Annotated in this window: 16 protein-coding genes and 1 tRNA gene; 9 read left to right on the top strand and 8 right to left on the bottom strand. The window is 68.6% G+C overall.

Going from position 1 to position 18,119, the window contains the following annotated elements; all coding sequences use genetic code 11:
• Nucleotides 1-207 precede the first annotated feature (207 nt).
• Nucleotides 208-1,536 carry a hypothetical protein gene (locus AB0I83_RS12885; protein WP_363304582.1) on the top strand — a complete coding sequence of 443 codons (1,329 nt, stop codon included), beginning with the start codon at nt 208-210 and terminating at the stop codon, nt 1,534-1,536.
• A gap of 226 nt (nt 1,537-1,762) precedes the next feature.
• Here the strand turns inward: AB0I83_RS12885 and AB0I83_RS12880 are convergent, their stop codons facing one another.
• Nucleotides 1,763-3,103 (bottom strand): protein kinase, encoded by a 1,341-nt coding sequence (locus AB0I83_RS12880; protein ID WP_363304581.1) that lies wholly within the window; start codon nt 3,101-3,103, stop codon nt 1,763-1,765.
• A 141-nt stretch (nt 3,104-3,244) separates the two neighbouring features.
• The gene (locus AB0I83_RS12875) at nt 3,245-3,793 is read right to left on the bottom strand and encodes a DNA-binding protein (RefSeq protein WP_363304580.1); all 549 of its coding nucleotides are present in this window, start codon (nt 3,791-3,793) and stop codon (nt 3,245-3,247) included.
• A 169-nt stretch (nt 3,794-3,962) separates the two neighbouring features.
• On the opposite strand from AB0I83_RS12875, the gene AB0I83_RS12870 reads away from it, so the two are divergent.
• Nucleotides 3,963-4,035: transfer RNA gene (locus AB0I83_RS12870), tRNA-Ala, on the top strand.
• A 195-nt stretch (nt 4,036-4,230) separates the two neighbouring features.
• Here the strand turns inward: AB0I83_RS12870 and AB0I83_RS12865 are convergent.
• Nucleotides 4,231-4,947 (bottom strand): DUF5324 family protein, encoded by a 717-nt coding sequence (locus tag AB0I83_RS12865; RefSeq protein WP_363304579.1) that lies wholly within the window; start codon nt 4,945-4,947, stop codon nt 4,231-4,233.
• A 354-nt stretch (nt 4,948-5,301) separates the two neighbouring features.
• Between AB0I83_RS12865 and AB0I83_RS12860 the strand changes: the two genes are divergently transcribed.
• Both AB0I83_RS12860 and AB0I83_RS12855 read left to right on the top strand, forming a co-directional pair.
• Entirely contained in the window at nt 5,302-5,829 is a 528-nt protein-coding gene (locus AB0I83_RS12860; RefSeq protein ID WP_363304578.1) for a peptidylprolyl isomerase, read from the top strand.
• Between the two features lie 200 nt (nt 5,830-6,029).
• Nucleotides 6,030-6,935: a rhomboid family intramembrane serine protease gene (locus AB0I83_RS12855; RefSeq protein WP_356841145.1), complete on the top strand. Its 906-nt coding sequence runs from the start codon at nt 6,030-6,032 to the stop codon at nt 6,933-6,935.
• Between the two features lie 243 nt (nt 6,936-7,178).
• On the opposite strand, the gene crgA is transcribed toward AB0I83_RS12855, so the two are convergent.
• On the bottom strand, nt 7,179-7,433 hold the full coding sequence (gene crgA, locus AB0I83_RS12850) for a cell division protein CrgA (RefSeq protein ID WP_356841146.1): 255 nt from the start codon (nt 7,431-7,433) through the stop codon (nt 7,179-7,181).
• Between the two features lie 178 nt (nt 7,434-7,611).
• Here crgA and AB0I83_RS12845 point away from each other — a divergent pair, with 178 nt between their 5' ends.
• The 5 genes from AB0I83_RS12845 (at nt 7,612) to AB0I83_RS12825 (ending at nt 11,389) form a co-directional block, all read left to right on the top strand.
• Nucleotides 7,612-8,337 carry a DUF881 domain-containing protein gene (locus tag AB0I83_RS12845; protein ID WP_363304577.1) on the top strand — a complete coding sequence of 242 codons (726 nt, stop codon included), beginning with the start codon at nt 7,612-7,614 and terminating at the stop codon, nt 8,335-8,337.
• A gap of 132 nt (nt 8,338-8,469) precedes the next feature.
• Entirely contained in the window at nt 8,470-8,658 is a 189-nt protein-coding gene (locus AB0I83_RS12840; protein ID WP_356534546.1) for a hypothetical protein, read from the top strand.
• Nucleotides 8,655-9,293, top strand: coding sequence for an aminodeoxychorismate/anthranilate synthase component II (locus AB0I83_RS12835; RefSeq protein WP_356841147.1), 639 nt, complete (start codon nt 8,655-8,657; stop codon nt 9,291-9,293). The genes AB0I83_RS12840 and AB0I83_RS12835 overlap by 4 nt, the downstream gene beginning before the upstream one ends.
• Nucleotides 9,290-10,624: a class E sortase gene (locus AB0I83_RS12830; protein WP_363304576.1), complete on the top strand. Its 1,335-nt coding sequence runs from the start codon at nt 9,290-9,292 to the stop codon at nt 10,622-10,624. Before AB0I83_RS12835 ends, AB0I83_RS12830 begins: the two co-directional genes overlap by 4 nt.
• A 36-nt stretch (nt 10,625-10,660) precedes the next feature.
• Complete coding sequence (locus AB0I83_RS12825) at nt 10,661-11,389, top strand: class E sortase (protein ID WP_363304575.1); 729 nt, start codon at nt 10,661-10,663, stop codon at nt 11,387-11,389.
• Nucleotides 11,390-11,568: 179 nt separating this feature from the next.
• Here the strand turns inward: AB0I83_RS12825 and pknB are convergent, their stop codons facing one another.
• The 4 genes from pknB to AB0I83_RS12805 form a co-directional block, all read right to left on the bottom strand.
• Nucleotides 11,569-13,560, bottom strand: a complete 1,992-nt coding sequence (gene pknB, locus AB0I83_RS12820) for a Stk1 family PASTA domain-containing Ser/Thr kinase (RefSeq protein ID WP_356841150.1) — start codon at nt 13,558-13,560, stop codon at nt 11,569-11,571.
• A gap of 168 nt (nt 13,561-13,728) precedes the next feature.
• Nucleotides 13,729-15,186 (bottom strand): penicillin-binding transpeptidase domain-containing protein, encoded by a 1,458-nt coding sequence (locus AB0I83_RS12815; RefSeq protein WP_363304574.1) that lies wholly within the window; start codon nt 15,184-15,186, stop codon nt 13,729-13,731.
• Nucleotides 15,183-16,583: an FtsW/RodA/SpoVE family cell cycle protein gene (locus AB0I83_RS12810; RefSeq protein WP_356534553.1), complete on the bottom strand. Its 1,401-nt coding sequence runs from the start codon at nt 16,581-16,583 to the stop codon at nt 15,183-15,185. Before AB0I83_RS12810 ends, AB0I83_RS12815 begins: the two co-directional genes overlap by 4 nt.
• A 23-nt stretch (nt 16,584-16,606) precedes the next feature.
• Complete coding sequence (locus AB0I83_RS12805; protein WP_356841151.1) at nt 16,607-18,097, bottom strand: Stp1/IreP family PP2C-type Ser/Thr phosphatase; 1,491 nt, start codon at nt 18,095-18,097, stop codon at nt 16,607-16,609.
• Nucleotides 18,098-18,119 lie beyond the last annotated feature (22 nt).

Raw genomic sequence — 18,119 nt, 5'->3', positions numbered from 1 at the left:
GGTACAGCGCCGTGGGCCCCGGCGACGCACCAAGGCGGACAAGAGCGGCAGTGCGGCTACGCCCGGCGACAGCAGTGGTGCGGGCGGGGCAGGATGGACCGGCATCGCGCCCGCTGGCGGAGCGGGCGCCGTGCTAGCCCTGATCGCCGTGCTCGCTTTCGTACGCGGCCGACGCGGGGCAGGTACGCACACGACGAGGGGGAGCGCGTGAACAGGCAGCGCAACAGGGGCCGGGTGACGTTGGCGTCGATCGCCGCGATGTGCGCGGTGGCATCGACGCCGGGTCAGGCGCAGGCTGCCGACAGCGCGGTGGCCTACACCTTCGATCCGGCGGCGACGTCCGTCCAGGGTGCCGAGTCGAACGCCGAGGCGACGGAGCTGAAGCCCGGTTCCGTCTACCGGAGTTCCATCGAGAAGGCGCAGAAGCTCTACTACCGTCTGGAGCTCGACGCCTCGACCGATGCGTACGTGTCCGCGGTGGCCGTGCCCAGGACGGCCGGGGAGGTCGCCTACGGGGACGGCATCACGGTGAGCATCAGGGACCTCGACGACAACCGGTGCAGCTCGCAGGACGCGGCTTTCGAGTCGGCCGAGTTCCCGCGGCCCATCGCCGCGTACGCCCACCGGACCGTGGAGAAGGGAGGCACCACGTGCGCGGCGGGTGGAACGTACAACGTACTGATCGAGCGGGAGAGCAAGGCGACCTCCGCCCCCGACGCCTGGGACCTGGAGCTGCGCTTCGAGACCGAGCCCGCGCTGAAGGACGGCGAGCCGATGCCTACGGAGGCGCCGGAGAACTGGCCCTCCGCGTCGCCTGTTCCGCCCTCGGGCAAGCAGAAGCGATCCGGCGGCAGCAGTTTCTACGACGCCACCAGCCTGGAGTCCGGTGAATGGGTGGACGGCATCGCGCCGGGACAGACGCGCTTCTACCGGGTGCCCGTGGACTGGGGGCAGCAGATCTTCGCCACGGCCGCGCTGAGCAACAGCGGCAAGTCGACCGAGTACCTGGGCAACGCCCTGGCGTTGTCGCTGGACAACCCGGCACGGGGGCACGTGGACGACGCGGCACTGTCCTACTCGGGGGCGCCCAACTCGGTGGCTCTGGATCCGCTGCCCCCGGTGGCCTACGAGAACCGTCACGACTCCGCGGAGGACGTCAGTGCCATGCGGTTCGCCGGCTGGTACTACCTGTCGGTGACACTCTCCCCGAAGGTCGCCGAGTACTACGGTGACGATCCCATCGGGCTGACGCTCAAGGTCAAGGTCGTCAACGACGGCAAGACGTCGCCCTACCAGGGGGACGCCGGCATCTTCGGGGTCACGGACGACGACCGGGACATGGCCAGGAGCGGTCGGAGCGCGCCGGAGGCGGAGAAGAGCGACACCATGAAGCTGGTGGCCGCGGCGGGTATCGGCGCGGGCGCGGTCCTGGTGCTCGGACTCGGCGCCTGGACGCTGCTCGCCAGGCGCCGGGCCGTGCCGCCTCCGCCGGCCTCGGGGGGACAGCGGCCGACCGGGGGACCGCCCCGGGCCTAAGGGCTGTCCCGTACTCCCCGGCGGGCGTACGACGACAGCTACGGCACCTCGCCGCGTTGTCGGATCGCCCGAATACGCCCAGTACGAGGACGACCCTCCGCCTTGCGATGCACCGCATCTGACGCCGCGCGCTGATCCACCGGGGAGTGCGGGACAGCCCTCAGGCGTTCCTTTCCGGATCAGGCTGGGCTCGCAGTCTGATCCGGACGACGGACTTGGCAGCCCGTCAGGACTCGATCAGAGCCCAGATGCCCACCGCGAAGCACACCAGAGCCACCAGCAGCACCGGGATCGCCACCTTCGGGGGCGGTCCAGGGCGCTTCGTGGGAGACGCGTGCGGAGCAGGTGTGACGGTCGGGGGAGCCTGGAGGTGATGGGCGGTGTAGGGGCGGGTGGCCGCCGCCCCGTACGGCACGGCGGCCGTGGGCGCCTGGGACGGATCTGGTGAGGCCTCGGTCGGGTACCGGAGCGGCGCGGCGGTCTGCGCCGGATGCGGAACGGCCGCCGGATACTGAGCGGGTGCCGACTGCTGCGGGGGCGGCGCGATGTGGAAGCTGCCCGTCTCCGACATGGATGCGTGCGACGCGTACGGCTGCTGCCCGGGACCTTGTGCGGGGGCGTACGGCTGGGGCGAGGGTGCCGCACCACCGGCCGCCTGTGCGGGCGTCCGCGGGTCACCGCCGGGAGCCTCCGGTCCGTCCGGGCCGAATCCTGCGGGCAGGGGGCCGATCTGGTCGAACACCTCGACCGTCTCGTCGTCGGGGCCCGGCTCCGGCAGCATCTCCACCGCGGCCGACAGCGCCTTGCGGGCGCCCGTTGCCGTACGGAAGCGTTGGTGCGGATCGGGCTGGAGCAGACCGGCGAGCACCTGCCACAGGGGCTCAGGCACGCCCTGAGGGGCGCCTGGGGTGCCGTGCGCGGCGAAGTACTCGATCAGCGCCTGGGCGTCGGGCTTCTTCCCCTCCAGCAGGTACAGCGCGACGAGGCCCACGGCGAACAGGTCCGCCGGGAAGTCGGGCTCCGACCCCATCATCTGCTCGGGTGCGAAGTAACCCGGCGTACCCACCACGTAGTTGGTCTCGGTCAGCCGCGGCTCGCCCTTGCGCATCGAGATGCCGAAGTCGGACAGCCGAAGGTGCGGCCGGCCCGTCCCGGTGGCCTCCATCAGGATGTTGGCCGGCTTGATGTCACGGTGTACGACCCCCTCGGCGTGCACCGTGGACAGCCCGGACAGCAGCTGGTCGAGGAGCAGGCAGACGAAACGCGGAGGCAACGCCCCGTAGTCGCCTATGACATGGGCCAGGGAGCCGCCGCTGACCAGGTCCATCGTGAACAGGACCTTGTCGTCGTCCGCAGCCCAGCTGGCCGGGGCGAGGACGTGCGGATGCTCGATCCGCAGCGCCTGCTCACGGACGAAGCGCAGCAGTGTGTGCGCGTCGCTCTGCTGCAGGACCTTGGCTGCCACGTAGCGGCGGCGGCGGTGGTCCCAAGCGCGCCAGACGGCACCGACCCCACCGCGTCCGATCGGATCGACCAGCTCGTACCGACCAGCGAAGACCTCACCCATTGTGCTGCGCCCGCTCCCGTTCCCGTATCGGTTCGTGCTCCGGCTTGTCGGGATACTGCCACGGCTCTGCCCTGTCCCGGGGCTGCTCCGGCCCCCGTGGCCCGCTTCCGGCTCCCCCGTGGCCTGCTCCCGGTGAAGGGGCTAGTTCTGGTGGCCTTCGTAGTGTGCGACCGCGTCCGCCGTGCGTCCCGCTCCGTACACCCTGAGGAACTCTGCCAGCTCCGGGTGCGCGGGCGCGAGGGAGTCGGCCGCGTCTATGATGTCGCCGGCCGCGGCGACCGACCGCAGCAGGGACTGGATCTCGCGGACCACCCGCCGCACGGTGGGGGCTCCGCCGGTGGTGGACGTCTGGCCGGTGTTGGTGAGGACCGAGCCGCCCTGCGACTTCTTGATCTCTTCCATCCGCTCGGTGGCCTCTCCCGCGCTGGTGCTGCCGTCCGCCACCTGTCCGGCGAGTTCCTGAAGCGCCTGGACGCGCTGGACCACGGCGGGATTGCCGATCTTGGCGCGCTGGCCGCTCATCAGCTGGGAGAGCATCGGGGCGGACAGCCCCAGCACCGCGGCGAGCCGTGCCTGATTCAGGCCCAGGTCGTCGATCAGCCTGCGGAAGAGCGCACCCAGCGGCTCTCCGTACCAGCTGCGCTGGAGCTCTCTGGCTCTAGCCGTCGCCTCTTGCTGTGCTGCGTCCATTGCGTCTCCCCTGCGCTGCGGCTTCGCTGCTGCGAACCTCGTCGTGCATCTTACGGAGAGCGGTTCCACACCGGGAGACCCAATCTTTTTGCAGGATTCGGGGGGTCACCCGGTACTCTGTTCTGCGACGGACATCGCGGCAGGAATGTGCCCTGTTGTGTCTGTTTTCGGGGCCTTAGCTCAGTTGGTAGAGCGCTGCCTTTGCAAGGCAGATGTCAGGAGTTCGAATCTCCTAGGCTCCACATTCAGAAGAGCCCCTCCTACCAGCGGAAACGCTGGTAGGAGGGGCTCTTCCGCGTTGGCGGTCCCGCCGGGACGGCGGACGGGTCTATCCGTGGTCCCGGCGCGGCTTCGTTTCACGTGAAACAGAGAGGGGCGCCGGAAGACCGTGAGGTCTTCCGGCGCCCCTCTCAGGCGTCGCTGCCGGACGGGGCGGGTCAGCGGTGGTCGTTGCCGTCCGTCGGGTCCGAGCCGGTCTCGGCCTCGTCCTGCTTGGCACGGACCTCAGGGTCGAGGACCGTATTGCCGCTCCCGTCGACCGAAGTCAGAGGAGCACGGTCGTCGGCCACCTCGGTGGGGGCCGGGGGCTCGACCAGCCAGTCCGGGTTGGCCTGCTTGTCCCACCACTTCCAGGCGGCGAAGGCTCCGCCCGCAAGGACGCCCAGCACCAGGAACCCCTTGGCCGCCCGGCCTGCCTTGGCCCGCCGCTCGTGCTTTCTGACGAGCTTCTGGATCTCCTTGGCAGTGACCTGGCCGCGCAGTGCCGCAAGTGCGGCCGCACTGCGGGCCGTGGCCTCCTCTGCCACGGGCCGACCGGCCGCCACGGCGTACTCGACGCGGGGCACGGTGTAGTCGGCCGCGGTCCGGGCGGCGCTGCGCGTCCGGGTAGCGGCCTTGTGCGCGGCCTCGTCCACCTTCGGAGGCACATGGGTCAGTGCCTGTTCGATGCGCGGTGCGAGATGCGCGCCGTACTGGACGCGGGCTTGCGCGGCTGCCTTCGACACCTTGGGCGCGAGCCGTGCGCGTGCCTCCTGTGCGTAGTGCGCGGCTTGTTCTTTGGCCGTGTCGGCATAGGGCGCCACCACTTCCGCGGCGTGCTGCGCGCTGTCCTTCGCCGAGTAGGTTGCGGCGCGCACGCTGTCGATGCGGGTCACGGGATCCTCCTCCTTGGTGGCGGGTAGGTACTCCGCCTATCCACCCAGTTCGAAATCATGCCCGCTGAGGCAATCAGCGCCATGCGGGACGGGCATCCGGGTCATGTCCAGCATTGTCGGGCAACGCAGTGCAAGGGGAGCGTGTCGACGACGATGTCACGGTTCGTGTCGGCCCGCCCCCGTCCGTCGGGCACTTGGCCGCGCTCAAAGCTGTTGCCCGGGAAGTGTGGGAATGGTGCGGGAAGGGCGCAACAAGGTGAGCGCAGCCAGGCCACGGGGCGGCGGCCGGGCTGTGGACGGGGCGCCCCGTGCGAGGATCGGTGGTCATCAGTGAGCACTTACGGAAGGCAGATCGTGGCCGAGCAGCTTTACGCCACTTTGAAGACCAACCACGGCGACATCGTGATCCGGCTCCTGCCGAACCACGCGCCCAAAACGGTCAGGAACTTCGTCGAACTCGCCCAGGGCGAGCGTGAGTGGACCGACCCGGAGACCGGCAAGAAGTCCACGGACAAGCTGTACGACGGAACTGTCTTCCACCGAGTCATCAGCGGCTTCATGATCCAGGGCGGGGACCCGCTGGGGAACGGAACGGGTGGCCCCGGATACGAGTTCGGCGACGAGTTCCACCCGGACCTCGCCTTCACCAAGCCGTACGTGCTGGCGATGGCCAACGCGGGGCCCGGCACCAACGGCTCCCAGTTCTTTCTGACCGTGTCGCCCACCGCCTGGCTGACCGGCAAGCACACGATCTTCGGTGAGGTCGCCGATGAGGGGGGCAGGAAGGTCGTGGACACCATCGCGGCCACTCCCACGAATCCGCGCACCGACCGTCCGCTCCAGGACGCGGTGATCGAGTCTGTCCTCATCGAGACCCGCTGATCCGACCGATGCCCGGCCCACGAGTCGCCGGCCCGGCGGATCGCTGCTGTCCGCCCAGGAACCCAAGGCACGGGAGCCCAACGGGGACCGGCCGGCCGGGAACCAACCGCCCTCCTCGTCCGTACTGTTACATAACGGGCGAGCGGGGGCGGTCGCATGTGCGCCGCCCCCACGGACGAGGACCGAAGGGGCCGTGACCCATGGAGAAGCAGCAGCCGCCGGAAGACCGGGACGGGTCCGCGGCTGCGGCCGGGCCTCCCACCTGTTACCGGCATCCGGACAGGGAGACGGGGATCCGCTGCACCCGGTGCGAGCGGCCCATCTGCACGGACTGCATGATCGGTGCCTCGGTGGGATTCCAGTGCCCTGACTGCGTCCGTGAAGCCTCCGGGACGGGTCATCACCCCGCGGCGGACCGGCCGCGGACCCTCGCCGGCGGTAGCGTCGCGTCCGATCCGAGGCTGATCACCAAGATCCTCATCGGCCTCAATCTCGCAGTCTTCGTGGCGGTCATGGCCAGGCACGCGCTGCTCAACGATCTCCTGCTGTTCGGCCGCGCCTACGTGGGTGACTCGTCGGCCGGCTACGAAGGGGTCGCCGAGGGGCAGTGGTACAGGCTGGTGACGTCGACGTTCCTGCACGAGGAGGTGTGGCACATCGCGTTCAACATGCTGGGGCTCTGGTGGCTCGGAGGCCCCTTGGAGGCCGCGCTCGGCCGTGCCCGGTACCTCGCGCTGTACCTGCTCTCGGGGCTTGCCGGCAGCGCGCTCACGTACCTCGTCGCCGACCCGGCGCAGGGCACGCTCGGTGCGTCCGGAGCGGTCTTCGGCCTGCTGGGTGCCACGGCGGTGCTGATGCGCCGGATGAACTACGACATGCGGCCGGTGATCGCGCTGCTCGTGGTGAACCTGATCTTCACCTTCAACCCCTGGGGCGGGATCGCCTGGCAGGCCCACGTCGGTGGACTGGTCGCCGGCGCCCTGATCGCCATCGCCATGGTCCACGCCCCGCGCGAGCGCCGGAATCTCGTGCAGTACGGCGCCTGCGCGTCGGTTCTGATCGTGGTCGTGGCCGTCGTCCTTGCCAGGACCGCTGCGCTCACCTGAGCGGAATCCGTTGCTCCGGGGGTGTAGTTGTCCACAGAACGTGCCGGATCTTGTGTACGACGCGGGGAACAGGTGTGCCCCTTGTCGCTGAACCGGGTTCTTCCAGTCAGGACAAGGGGCACACCCTCTTGCGATGCGTAAGTGTGTAGTCACACCGGCGTCAACCCCGAGGGAAGTTATCCACAGATCGTCTGACCTTTTCCCCCGCCTGTGGATAACTCTGTGGGTAACTTTAGGGCAGAGCTACTTCCACTGCGTGGAGACACCGAAGCCACCTGCGATGAAGCCGAAGCCCACCACGATGTTCCAGTTGCCCAGCGCGTCGATCGGCAGGTCGCCCTCGGTGACGTAGAAGACCACGATCCAGGCCAGGCCGATCAGGAAGAGCGCCAGCATCACCGGCGCCACCCAACTGCGATTGGTCAGCTTTATGCTCGTCGCCTGCTTCGTCGGCGGCGGCGTGAAATCTGCCTTCTTGCGGATACGTGACTTCGGCACGAGGGACTCTCCTGTCGATGCGCTGCGTGACCGCGCAGGGATCTGTGGCTGGCGCCGGGGCGCAAGGGGGAATGCTGCCTCCCCGGGGCGTCCGTTAGCGTAGTGCTTCCGTGGCGCCTAAGGAGATAAGGGTACGTTGAGCAATTCTGCCGACTCTCCTCGAGGTCCGGCCCGCCGCATGTCGCGCGGCCCGGCCCAAGGCCTCACCGCTGCCGTTTTCGCACTGGCCGGACTGATCTTCGTCACCAGTGCCAATACGGCCAAGGGGACCGATATCCGTACGGACTCCTCGCTACTGAAACTCTCCGACCTCATTCAGCAACGCAGTGAGAAGAACGCGGAACTGGACGAATCGACCGCAACGGTGCGTGGGGACATCGACACCCTCGCCCGGCGCGACGACGGGAGCACCCGTGCCGAGGACGCGGAGCTCGACGCTCTGGAGAAGGCCGCGGGCACCACGGAGATCACCGGTCAGGCGCTTTCCGTCACGCTGAACGACGCTCCGCCGAACGCCACGGCGAATCCCGGGTACCCCGATCCCCAGCCCAACGACCTGGTCATCCACCAGCAGGACCTCCAGGCCGTGGTCAACGCGCTCTGGCAGGGCGGGGCCCGCGGCATCCGGGTGATGGACCAGCGGCTGATCTCCACCAGCGCGGTCCGCTGCGTGGGCAACACGCTGATCCTCCAGGGCCGGGTCTACTCACCGCCGTACAAGGTCACCGCTGTCGGCGACCGGGGGAAGCTCAGGCAGGCGCTCGACGACTCCACCGCGATCCAGAACTACCTTCTGTACGTGAAGGCGTACGGACTGGGATGGAAGGTCGAAGAGGATGACAAGCTGACGCTTCCCGGCTATTCGGGCACCATCGACCTTCATTACGCACAGCCTGCGGAGTAGTCGGGTCCCGGATCCGGCACGGCGAGGCCCGTAGGGGCCTGTGGCGGACACCGTACGAGTGGCTTTCCACAGCTGACCCCCGCCTGTGCCCGGGCCGTTTAGTCTGGTGCCGTACCGAATGGAGGCAACAGCATGTACGGCTGGATCTGGCGGCATCTGCCGGGCAGCGCATGGGTGCGGGGATTCATCTCGCTCGTGCTCGCCTTGGCGGTTGTCTACGCGCTCTTCCAGTACGTCTTCCCCTGGGCGGAGCCGCTGCTCCCGTTCGGTGACGTGACGGTGGACGGCGAAGGCACCGGCGGAGCGGGGGCCGGGCAGTGAACGCACGCATTCTCGTCGTCGACAACTACGACAGCTTCGTCTTCAACCTCGTCCAGTACCTCTACCAGCTCGGCGCCGAGTGCGAGGTCGTACGCAACGACCAGGTGACCACGGCACACGCCGACGACGGCTTCGACGGGGTGCTGCTGTCTCCAGGACCAGGCACGCCCGAACAGGCCGGTGTCTGCATCGAGATGGTCCACCACTGCGCGCGGAGCGGCGTTCCGGTCTTCGGCGTCTGCCTGGGCATGCAGTCGATGGCCGTCGCGTACGGCGGTGTCGTGGACCGGGCTCCGGAGCTGCTGCACGGCAAGACCTCGCCCGTACTGCACGAGGGCAAGGGCGTGTTCGCCGGTCTGCCGTCCCCGTTCACCGCCACGCGCTACCACTCGCTCGCAGCCGAGCCCGCGACCGTACCGCCGGAGCTCGAGGTCACCGCACGCACCGCCGACGGCATCATCATGGGGCTGCGCCACCGCGAACAGGCGGTGGAGGGGGTGCAGTTCCATCCCGAGTCGGTACTCACGGAGCACGGGCACCTGATGCTCGCCAACTGGCTGGAGCAGTGCGGCGACATCGGCGCCGTCGAGAGATCGGTGGGGCTCGCCCCGGTGGTGGGCAAGGCCGCGGCGTGACCTCACTCCGCCCCGACGCCGGGCAGGAAGGCTCGCACGCGCAGGGAGCGTACGAGCCCGACGGCACGTTCGAGGCGGCGGTGGAACGGCTCGCCGATCCACTGAACGACCCGCTGCCCGGGCCGCATGCCTCACCTTGGTTCCCGGCGGAGACCGGCCAAGCCGGGGCGGAGGCGTCCCGGACGCCCGTAACCGCGGCTCAGGCGCCCGTGGAGGCCCCGGGCGAGTGGTATGACCCGGAGGGCTACCAACGCGACTGGTACGGGCAGCAGCGGCCTGGTGCGGCTCCTGCGTCAGGGGCCGACGAGGCGACGACGGTGATGCCCGGACTCGGGACCGCGATACCCGGACCCGGCCCCACGCCGACACCGGTCAAGGAGCCTGCGGAGGCGTCGCCGCCGGCCCCGAGCGACGAGACCATCGGCCTGCGGACGGCCGACACGCGGGCCGTTTCCGGCCGGGAGGTACCTGACTCCTCGACGACCGCTCCCGGAATCCTGCCGACGGGCGCGACGGGCGGCAGGGCTGAGCGCCGTAGGGCGGCCAAGGGGCGCGGCAGACGGCGGGCGGAACCCGAGCGCGTCGCCGTATCCGGCGCGGCGGGGCCCGCGGCCCCGATGTCGCGCCTGGAGGCGCGGCGCGCTGCCCGTGCGGCCAAGGACAGCCCGGCCGTCGTGGCCAGCCGGGTCGTCGGCGAAGTCTTCATCACCTTCGGTGTGCTGATGCTCCTGTTCGTCACGTACCAGCTGTGGTGGACCAACGTCCGGGCCGACCAGATCGCCGGCCGGGAGACGCACAAGATCCAGGACGACTGGGCGAGCGGCGAGCGGAGCCCCGGCGTCTTCGAGCCCGGCCAGGGATTCGCCATCATGCACATCCCCGAACTGGACGTGGTCGCCCCGATCGCCGAGGGCATCAGCAAGGAGAAGGTCCTCGACCGCGGCATGGTCGGCCATTACGGCGAGGGCAAGCTGAAGACCGCGATGCCGTCGGCGAAGCAGGGCAACTTCGCGGTGGCGGGCCACCGCAACACCCACGGCGAGCCCTTCCGCTACATCAACAAGTTGAAGCCGGGCGATCCGATCGTGGTCGAGACCCAGGACGCCTACTACACGTACGAGATGACGAGCATCCTCCCGCAGACGTCACCGTCCAACGTCGCCGTGATCGACGAAGTGCCCCCGGGCTCGGGCTTCGACGCCCCGGGCAGGTACATCACGCTGACGACCTGCACGCCGGAATTCACGAGTACGTACCGAATGATCGTGTGGGGCAAAATGGTCGAAGAGCGGCCGCGGAGCGAGGGCAAGCCCGACGCACTCGTCGGCTGACGCGGGCTGGACGACATCACGACAGGGGCGGGTGCGGTGGCAGCGAGGACCGAACAGGACGAGCGTGCCGATGCGCCGGCGCCCCCGAAGCGGAGCAGGAGCCGGCATCCCGTCGCGACGGCGGTGAGCCTCTTCGGCGAACTGCTCATCACCGCCGGCCTGGTGCTGGGGCTGTTCGTCGTCTACTCGCTGTGGTGGACCAACGTGCTCGCGGACCGTGAGGCGGACAAGCAGGGCAACACGGTCCGCGACCGTTGGGCAGGGGGTCCGGGCGCACTGGACACCGGGGACGGCATCGGCTTCCTCCACGTGCCCGCCATGAAGAACGGCGAGGTGCTGGTCGGAAAGGGCACCGACACCGCCACGCTCAACAACGGCGTCGCCGGCTACTACACGGACCCCGTGAAGTCGGCCCTGCCCTCCGCCGAGCGGGGAAACTTCGCGCTCGCCGCACACCGGGACGGGCACGGCGCCAAGTTCCACAACATCGACAAGGTGAGGAAGGGCGACGCGGTCGTCTTCGAGACCAAGGACACCTGGTACGTCTACAAGGTCTACGCGAAGCTTCCGCAGACGTCGAAGTACGACGTCGACGTCATCGCCTCGGTGCCCAAGGAGTCGGGTGTGAAGAAGCCCGGCCGCTACATCACGCTCACCACGTGCACCCCCGTGTACACGTCGAAGTACCGCTACATCGTCTGGGGCGAGCTGGTGCGCACCGAGAAGGTGGACAGGGACCGGACGAAACCCGCGGAGCTGCGCTGACGCCCGGCGGGCGGCAGTTCTCCGGTGAGAGCGCGCTCGGCCGGTGAGAGCGCGCTCGGCCGGTGAGAACACGGACCGCGTCGCTCCGGGCCTCGGGAACCGGCTCCGGGAGCGACGAAGGGCCCCGGTCACCTCGAAGGTGACCGGGGCCCTTTCGCCGTACGTTCGGCGCTACGCGGTCAGTCCGCCTGGCCGTTGGGCCCGCCGAAGATGTTCCCGTCGCCGCCTCCGCCACCGCCGATGGTGGTGAGGGTGACGGTGCTGCCCTTGGCCACCTGGCTGTTGGGGGCCGGATCGGACTGCACCACCAGCGCGTTCGGCTTGTCCGACGAGTTGGGGGCGAGCGCGACCACCAGGCCAAGGCCTTCGAGCGCGGACTTCGCGTCCTTGTACCGCTTGCCCTGCAGGTCACCCGGGACGGTGACCTGCTCAGGCTGCGGCGGACCCTTGGAGACCTTGAGGACGATCTGGGTGTCCTTGGCCTCCTTGCTGTTCGCCGCCGGTGTCTGCTCGATCACGGTGCCGGCCGGCTGGTCCGAGTCCACGTCGGTCCTGGAGACGTTGGCGAAGCCCACACCCTTCAGCTGGGCCTCGGCGTCGGCGAACGACCTGCCGACCACACCGGGTACGTTCTGGGTCGTCTTCTTGGCCACGGTGATCGTGACCTCGGAGTCCTTCTCGACCTTCGAACCGCCCTCGGGGTCCTGCGCGATGATCGTGTCCGGAGTCTTCTCGGACTCCGCGGACTTGACGTTCACCGTGAAGCCCTTGTCCTCGAGGGCCTTACGGGCGCTCTCCTCGGTGTCGTCGACGACGTCCGGGACCTCGACCTTCGGCGCACCGGTGGAGACGACCAGGGTGACGGTCTCGCCCGTCTTCATGCTGGCGTCGGGCGACGGGGACTGACTGCAGATCTTGTCCTTCTCCTGCGCCTCGCACGGTTCCTTGGAACCGATCTTCACCTCGACGCCGGCGTTCTCCGCGAGTCTCTGCGCCTTCTCGAACGTGGTGCCGACCATGTTCGGTGCGGCGGTCTTGCCGCTCTCGCCCTCGCTGTCGGTGAAGACCGCACGGCCGATCAGGATGGCCCCGATGAGCACGAGGACGCCCGCGACGACCAGGAGGATCGTCGAGGTGTTGCTCTTCTTCTGGCGTCGGCGGTCCGGGCGGTCGTCGTAGCCGTAGCCGCCGTCGTCCGGGTTGACCGGCGGGAGCATCGACGTCTGGGCGCCGTTCGGGTCCGCGCGCATGGCCGTGGTGGGCTGGTCGTTGTTGTAGGCGTTGTAGCCGCCGTAGCCCGCGGCGCCCATGGCCGCCGTGGCCGCTACCGGCTGGCCGTCGAGGCAGGCCTCGATGTCAGCGCGCATCTCGTCGGCCGACTGGTAGCGGTAGTCGGGGTCCTTGGTGAGCGCCTTGAGGACGATCGCGTCCATCTCGGGCGTGATCTCGGAGTCGAAGTTGCTCGGAGGCTGCGGCTCCTCGCGCACGTGCTGGTAGGCGACCGCTACAGGTGAGTCACCGACGAACGGGGGCCGGACGGCGAGCAGTTCGTAGAGCAGGCAACCGGTGGAGTACAGGTCGGAACGCGCGTCGACCTGTTCGCCCTTGGCCTGCTCAGGGGAGAGGTACTGGGCGGTGCCGATGACCGCGGCGGTCTGGGTCATCGTCATGCCGGAGTCGCCCATGGCACGGGCGATGCCGAAGTCCATGACCTTGACCTGCCCGGTACGCGTCAGCATGACGTTCGCCGGCTTGATGTCCCGGTGGACGATCTGGGCCCGGTGCGAGTACTCCAGTGCCTGCAGGATCCCGACGGTCATCTCGAGAGTCCGCTCGGGCAGCAGCTTGCGGCCGGAGTGCAGAAGCTCTCTGAGCGTCGAACCGTCGACGTACTCCATCACGATGTACGGGATGGAGACCCCGTCGACGTAGTCCTCGCCGGTGTCGTAGACGGCGACGATCGCGGGGTGGTTGAGCGATGCGGCGGACTGGGCCTCACGGCGGAACCGTGCCTGGAAGGACGGATCGCGGGCGAGATCGGCCCGCAGCGTCTTCACAGCGACGGTGCGGCCGAGCCGGGTGTCGTGCGCGAGGTAGACCTCGGCCATGCCACCACGGCCGAGCACCGAGCCCAGCTCGTACCGGCCGCCGAGGCGACGCGGCTCTTCCATAACTGATCCAGCCCTCTCCGTCAGTCCCGACCGCACCCGTGTGTGGTCCGGCGGTGCGCTGTTCGCGCATACGCTACCGGGCACGCCCGGTGTGATCGGCCCGCACCCTTCAGCTGATATCCGACCGGTATCCCAATGCGCCGGTGTGGACAGAAGTTGTGACGGGTGTCACCTCTTTCCGTCGAGTACCGCCTTCATCACGTTCTTGGCGATAGGGGCGGCCAGGCCGCCACCCGAGATGTCGTCCCGGTTGGCGTTGCCGTCCTCGACGACCACGGCCACCGCGACCGGAGAGCCGCTGTCGGTCTTGGCGTACGAGATGAACCAGGCGTACGGCTTCTCGCTGTTGTTCAGGCCGTGCTGCGCGGTACCGGTCTTGCCACCGACTGTGACGCCGTCGATCTGGGCGTTGGTTCCCGTGCCGTCCTTGACCACGGTCTCCATCATCTGCTGCACCTTCTGGGCGTTCTCCGCCGAGAGGGGTTGGCTGAGCTGCTCCTTCTCGTGCGTGTAGATGACGTCCAGGTTGGGGGCCTGGCGCTGGGCGACCATGTACGGCTGCATGAGCTTGCCGTCGTTGGCGATCGCGGACGCCACCATGGCCATCTGGAGCGGCGTGGCCCGGTTGGAGGCCTGGCCGATGCCCGCCATGGCGTTCTGCGGCTGGTTGTCCTTCGGGTAGATGCTGGCGTCGGCGCGGGTCGGAGTGAAGACCTCGTCGTTGAAGCCGAACTTTCCGGCCTGTTCGATCATCTTCTCGTTGCCGACGTCGTCGCTCATCTTGCCGAAGACCGTGTTGCAGGACCAGCGCAGCGCTTCCCGGAGGGAGGCGTCCTTGCAGGGGATGTTGCCCTCGTTCTGCAGCAGGTTGGTCGACTGCGGGAGGCGCCAGGGCAGCGGGGAGTCCGTCTTCGCGTCGATGTCGGTGTACAGGCCGTTCTCCAGCGCCGCGGACGCCGTGACCACCTTGAACGTCGAGCCGGGCGGGTAGGTCTCCCGCAGGGCCCGGTTCAGCATCGGCTTGTCCTTGTCGTCCAGGAGCTTCTGCCGGGCGTCCGAGTCCTTGAGCGAGTTGCCGGCGAAGACCGAGGGGTCGTACGAGGGTGTGCTGGCGAGCGCCAGGATGGCGCCGGTCTGGGGATCGATCGCGGCGACGGCGCCCTTCTTGTCGCCGAGGCCCTTGAAGGCGGCCTTCTGGGCGGCACCGTCGAGGGTGGTGACGATGTTGCCGCCGGTCTTCTTCTCGCCGGTGAACATCGACAGCGTGCGGTCGAAGAAGAGCTGGTCGCCGTTGCCCGTGAGGATGCCGTCCTCGATGCTCTCCAGCTGCGAGGAGTCGAAGGCCTGCGAGGAGTAGCCGGTGACGGGCGCCCACATGGGGCCGTTCTTCCAGACGCGCTTGTACTTGAAGTCGCTGTCCTCGGTCTCGACCGAGCCCGTCACGGGCTCACCGTCGACGATGATGTTGCCGCGCTCGTGGGCGTAGCGCTCGATCTGGACGCGGCGGTTGTGCTCGTTCGAGTTGAGCTCGTCGGCGCGGACGTACTGGACGTAGTTCGTGCGGACGAGCAGGGCGAGGACGAGGATGCCGCAGAAGATGGCGATCCTGCGGAGCGGCTTGTTCACGGTCGGACCACCTGGGTCATTTCGGCGTCCGGGGACGGTGCGGGGGCAGGCGCGGGCCGGCGTGCGGTGTCGCTGATCCTGATCAGGATGCCGATGAGGGCCCAGTTGGCGATGACGGACGAACCGCCGGCCGCGAGGAACGGCATCGTCATACCGGTCAGCGGGATGAGACCCATGACACCGCCGGCGACGACGAAGACCTGGATGGCGAAGGAGCCGGAGAGGCCGATCGCGAGGAGCTTGCCGAAGGGATCACGGGCGGCCAGCGCCGTACGGACGCCACGCTCGACGATCAGACCGTAGACGAGCAGGACTCCCATCATACCGGCGAGCCCGAGCTCCTCGCCGACGGTGGCGAGGATGAAGTCGGAGTTCGCCGCGAATCCGATCAGGTCCGAGTTGCCCTGACCGAGGCCGGTGCCGAGCGTGCCGCCGGAGCCGAAGGCCATCAACGACTTGGCCATCTGCTCGCTCGCCGGTTCCACGCCCCATCCTGCGAAGGGGTCGAGCCAGGCGGTGACACGGTCCTGCACGTGCGGTTCGAAGGTGGCCACACCGACGGCTCCGGCTCCGGACATCAGCAGACCGAAGACGATCCAGCTGGTGCGCTCGGTGGCGACGTACAGCATGACGACGAACATGCCGAAGAACAGCAGGGACGACCCGAGGTCGGTCTCGAAGACCAGGATCAGGATCGAGAAGGCCCAGACCATGAGAATCGGCCCGAGGTCACGGCCGCGAGGCAGGTACAGCCCCATGAACCGGCGGCTGGCCAGGGCGAGGGCGTCGCGCTTGACCATGAGGTAGCCGGCGAAGAAGACCGCGATGATGATCTTCGCGAACTCTCCCGGCTGGATCGTGCCGACTCCGGGGATCTTGATCCAGATCTTGGCGCCGTTCACTGCCGGGAAGAACATCGGAAGGATCAGCAGGAACAGCGCGACCAGCATGGAGATGTAGGTGTAGCGCTGCAGGATCCGGTGGTCCTTGAGCACCAGCAGGACGACCACCAGCAGTGCGACACCGGCCGCGGAGAAGATCAGCTGCTTGGAGGCGGCCGGGGCGAACGTCTTGAGAGCCTGGAATCGTTCCGACTGGTCCAGCCGCCAGATGAATGCCAGTCCCAGACCGTTCAGCAGAGTCGCCAGCGGAAGCAGCAGCGGGTCGGAGTACGGAGCGAACCTCCGCACCGCGAGATGTGCCACACCGCCGAGCAGCGCGAGGCCCAGCCCGTACCCGAGCATCCCGGCGGGCAGTTCTCCGTTGAGGGCGAGGCCCACGTTGGCGTACGCGAACACCGAGATCAGTACGGCGAAAGCGACCAGCGCCAGCTCGGTGTTGCGGCGGCTCGGCGCGTCGATCGCGCCGATGGTGGTGGTGTTGGTGACAACGCTCATGGTGCTGAAGGCCCCCTACGGCTTTACTGCTTACCGCACTGCGGGACCAGCTTCTTCTCTTCCTCCGAGAGGCTGGGGCCGGGAGTGGGAGTCGCGGTCGTCTTGGTCCCCTTGGCGGGGGACTTGGCGGAAGTGCTGTCGGTGGTCTTGTTCGCTTCGCTCGGGTCCTTGGCGGCATTGGTGTCCGCCTCGGCAGCGCGGCGCTGCGCGTCCTTCTTGCAGGCGGCGGCCTGTGCTTCGAGTTCGCCGACCTTCTTGCGGGCATCGGTGAGGTTGCCCTCGGCGATGGTCGCCTCGACCTGCTTGCGCTGGTAGGGCGGGAGGTACTTGAGTTCGACCTCGGTGTTCTCCTCGACCTTCGAGAGAGAGACCCAGGCGAGGTCCTGGCTGATGCCGCGGTACAGGGCGACGTTGTCGTCCTTCGTGCCGACGTAGAACTGCGTCTGGGTCCAGCGGTAACCGCCGTAGACGCCGCCGCCGATGACGGCCAGGGCCAGCACGATGTAGAACGACCGCTTCAGCCACCTGCGGCCGCCGCGGGGCTTGACGAAGTCCTCGTCGGTGTACGAGTCGAAGGAGCCGTCGGGACCCGGGTCGTAGCCCATGTCGTCCCCGCTGCCGGGAGGCCCGAAGCCGCCGGCGGGAGGCGGCACGGGGCGGCCGAGGCCGGCCGCACGCCCTGCCGGCGTCTCCATGGCCCGTCCGTCGTTCGCCTGGGCGGCCTGGTTCTCGGCGACCGCACCGACGATGACCGGGGTGTCGTTGAGCTGGCCACCGAGGGTGTCGTTGCTGTCCACGTCGAGGACGTCGGCGACGATGCAGGTGATGTTGTCGGGACCACCGCCGCGCAGGGCGAGCTGGATGAGGTCCTGGATGGTTTCCTGCGGTCCCTGGTAGCTGGCCAGGGTCTCTTCCATCGTCTGGTGCGAGACGACGCCGGAAAGCCCGTCCGAGCAGATCAGATAGCGGTCGCCCGCGCGGACCTCACGGATGGAGAGGTCGGGCTCCACGTGGTCGCCACTGCCCAGTGCCCGCATCAGCAGGGAGCGCTGCGGGTGGGTGGTGGCCTCTTCCTCGGTGATCCTGCCCTCGTCGACGAGACGCTGCACCCAGGTGTGGTCCTGGGTGATCTGCGTCAGTACGCCGTCGCGCAGAAGGTACGCGCGGGAGTCACCGACGTGCACCAGGCCGAGGCGCTGACCTGTCCAGAGGAGGGCGGTGAGCGTCGTGCCCATGCCCTCCAGCTGGGGGTCCTCCTCGACCATGACGCGCAGCTGGTCGTTGGCCCGCTGCACCGCCGTGCCGAGCGAGGTGAGGATGTCGGAGCCGGGGACGTCGTCGTCCAGCTGGACGAGTGTGGAGATCACCTCGGAGCTGGCGACCTCGCCGGCCGCCTGGCCGCCCATGCCGTCGGCGATGGCGAGAAGGCGGGGGCCGGCGTAACCGGAGTCCTCGTTCCCTTCCCGGATCATGCCCTTGTGCGATCCGGCGGCGAAGCGCAGTGACAAGCTCATGCGCACCTCGCCCGTCGGCTCG

Origin of the sequence: Streptomyces sp. NPDC049970 (genome assembly GCF_040660235.1) — a bacterium.
GTDB lineage: Bacteria > Actinomycetota > Actinomycetes > Streptomycetales > Streptomycetaceae > Streptomyces.
The sequence above is the reverse complement of the archived record's forward strand: the minus strand, read 5'-3'. Positions and strand labels throughout refer to the sequence as shown.

Bases quoted from the DNA above. Each gene is read 5' to 3' on its own strand.
- AB0I83_RS12880 (WP_363304581.1), bottom strand. From the start codon at position 3,103: ATGGGTGAGGTCTTCGCTGGTCGGTACGAGCTGGTCGATCCGATCGGA.
- AB0I83_RS12875 (WP_363304580.1), bottom strand. From the start codon at position 3,793: ATGGACGCAGCACAGCAAGAGGCGACGGCTAGAGCCAGAGAGCTCCAG.
- AB0I83_RS12855 (WP_356841145.1), top strand. From the start codon at position 6,030: ATGGAGAAGCAGCAGCCGCCGGAAGACCGGGACGGGTCCGCGGCTGCG.
- AB0I83_RS12845 (WP_363304577.1), top strand. From the start codon at position 7,612: ATGTCGCGCGGCCCGGCCCAAGGCCTCACCGCTGCCGTTTTCGCACTG.
- AB0I83_RS12840 (WP_356534546.1), top strand. From the start codon at position 8,470: ATGTACGGCTGGATCTGGCGGCATCTGCCGGGCAGCGCATGGGTGCGG.
- pknB (WP_356841150.1), bottom strand. From the start codon at position 13,560: ATGGAAGAGCCGCGTCGCCTCGGCGGCCGGTACGAGCTGGGCTCGGTG.
- AB0I83_RS12810 (WP_356534553.1), bottom strand. From the start codon at position 16,583: ATGAGCGTTGTCACCAACACCACCACCATCGGCGCGATCGACGCGCCG.
- AB0I83_RS12805 (WP_356841151.1), bottom strand. From the start codon at position 18,097: ATGAGCTTGTCACTGCGCTTCGCCGCCGGATCGCACAAGGGCATGATC.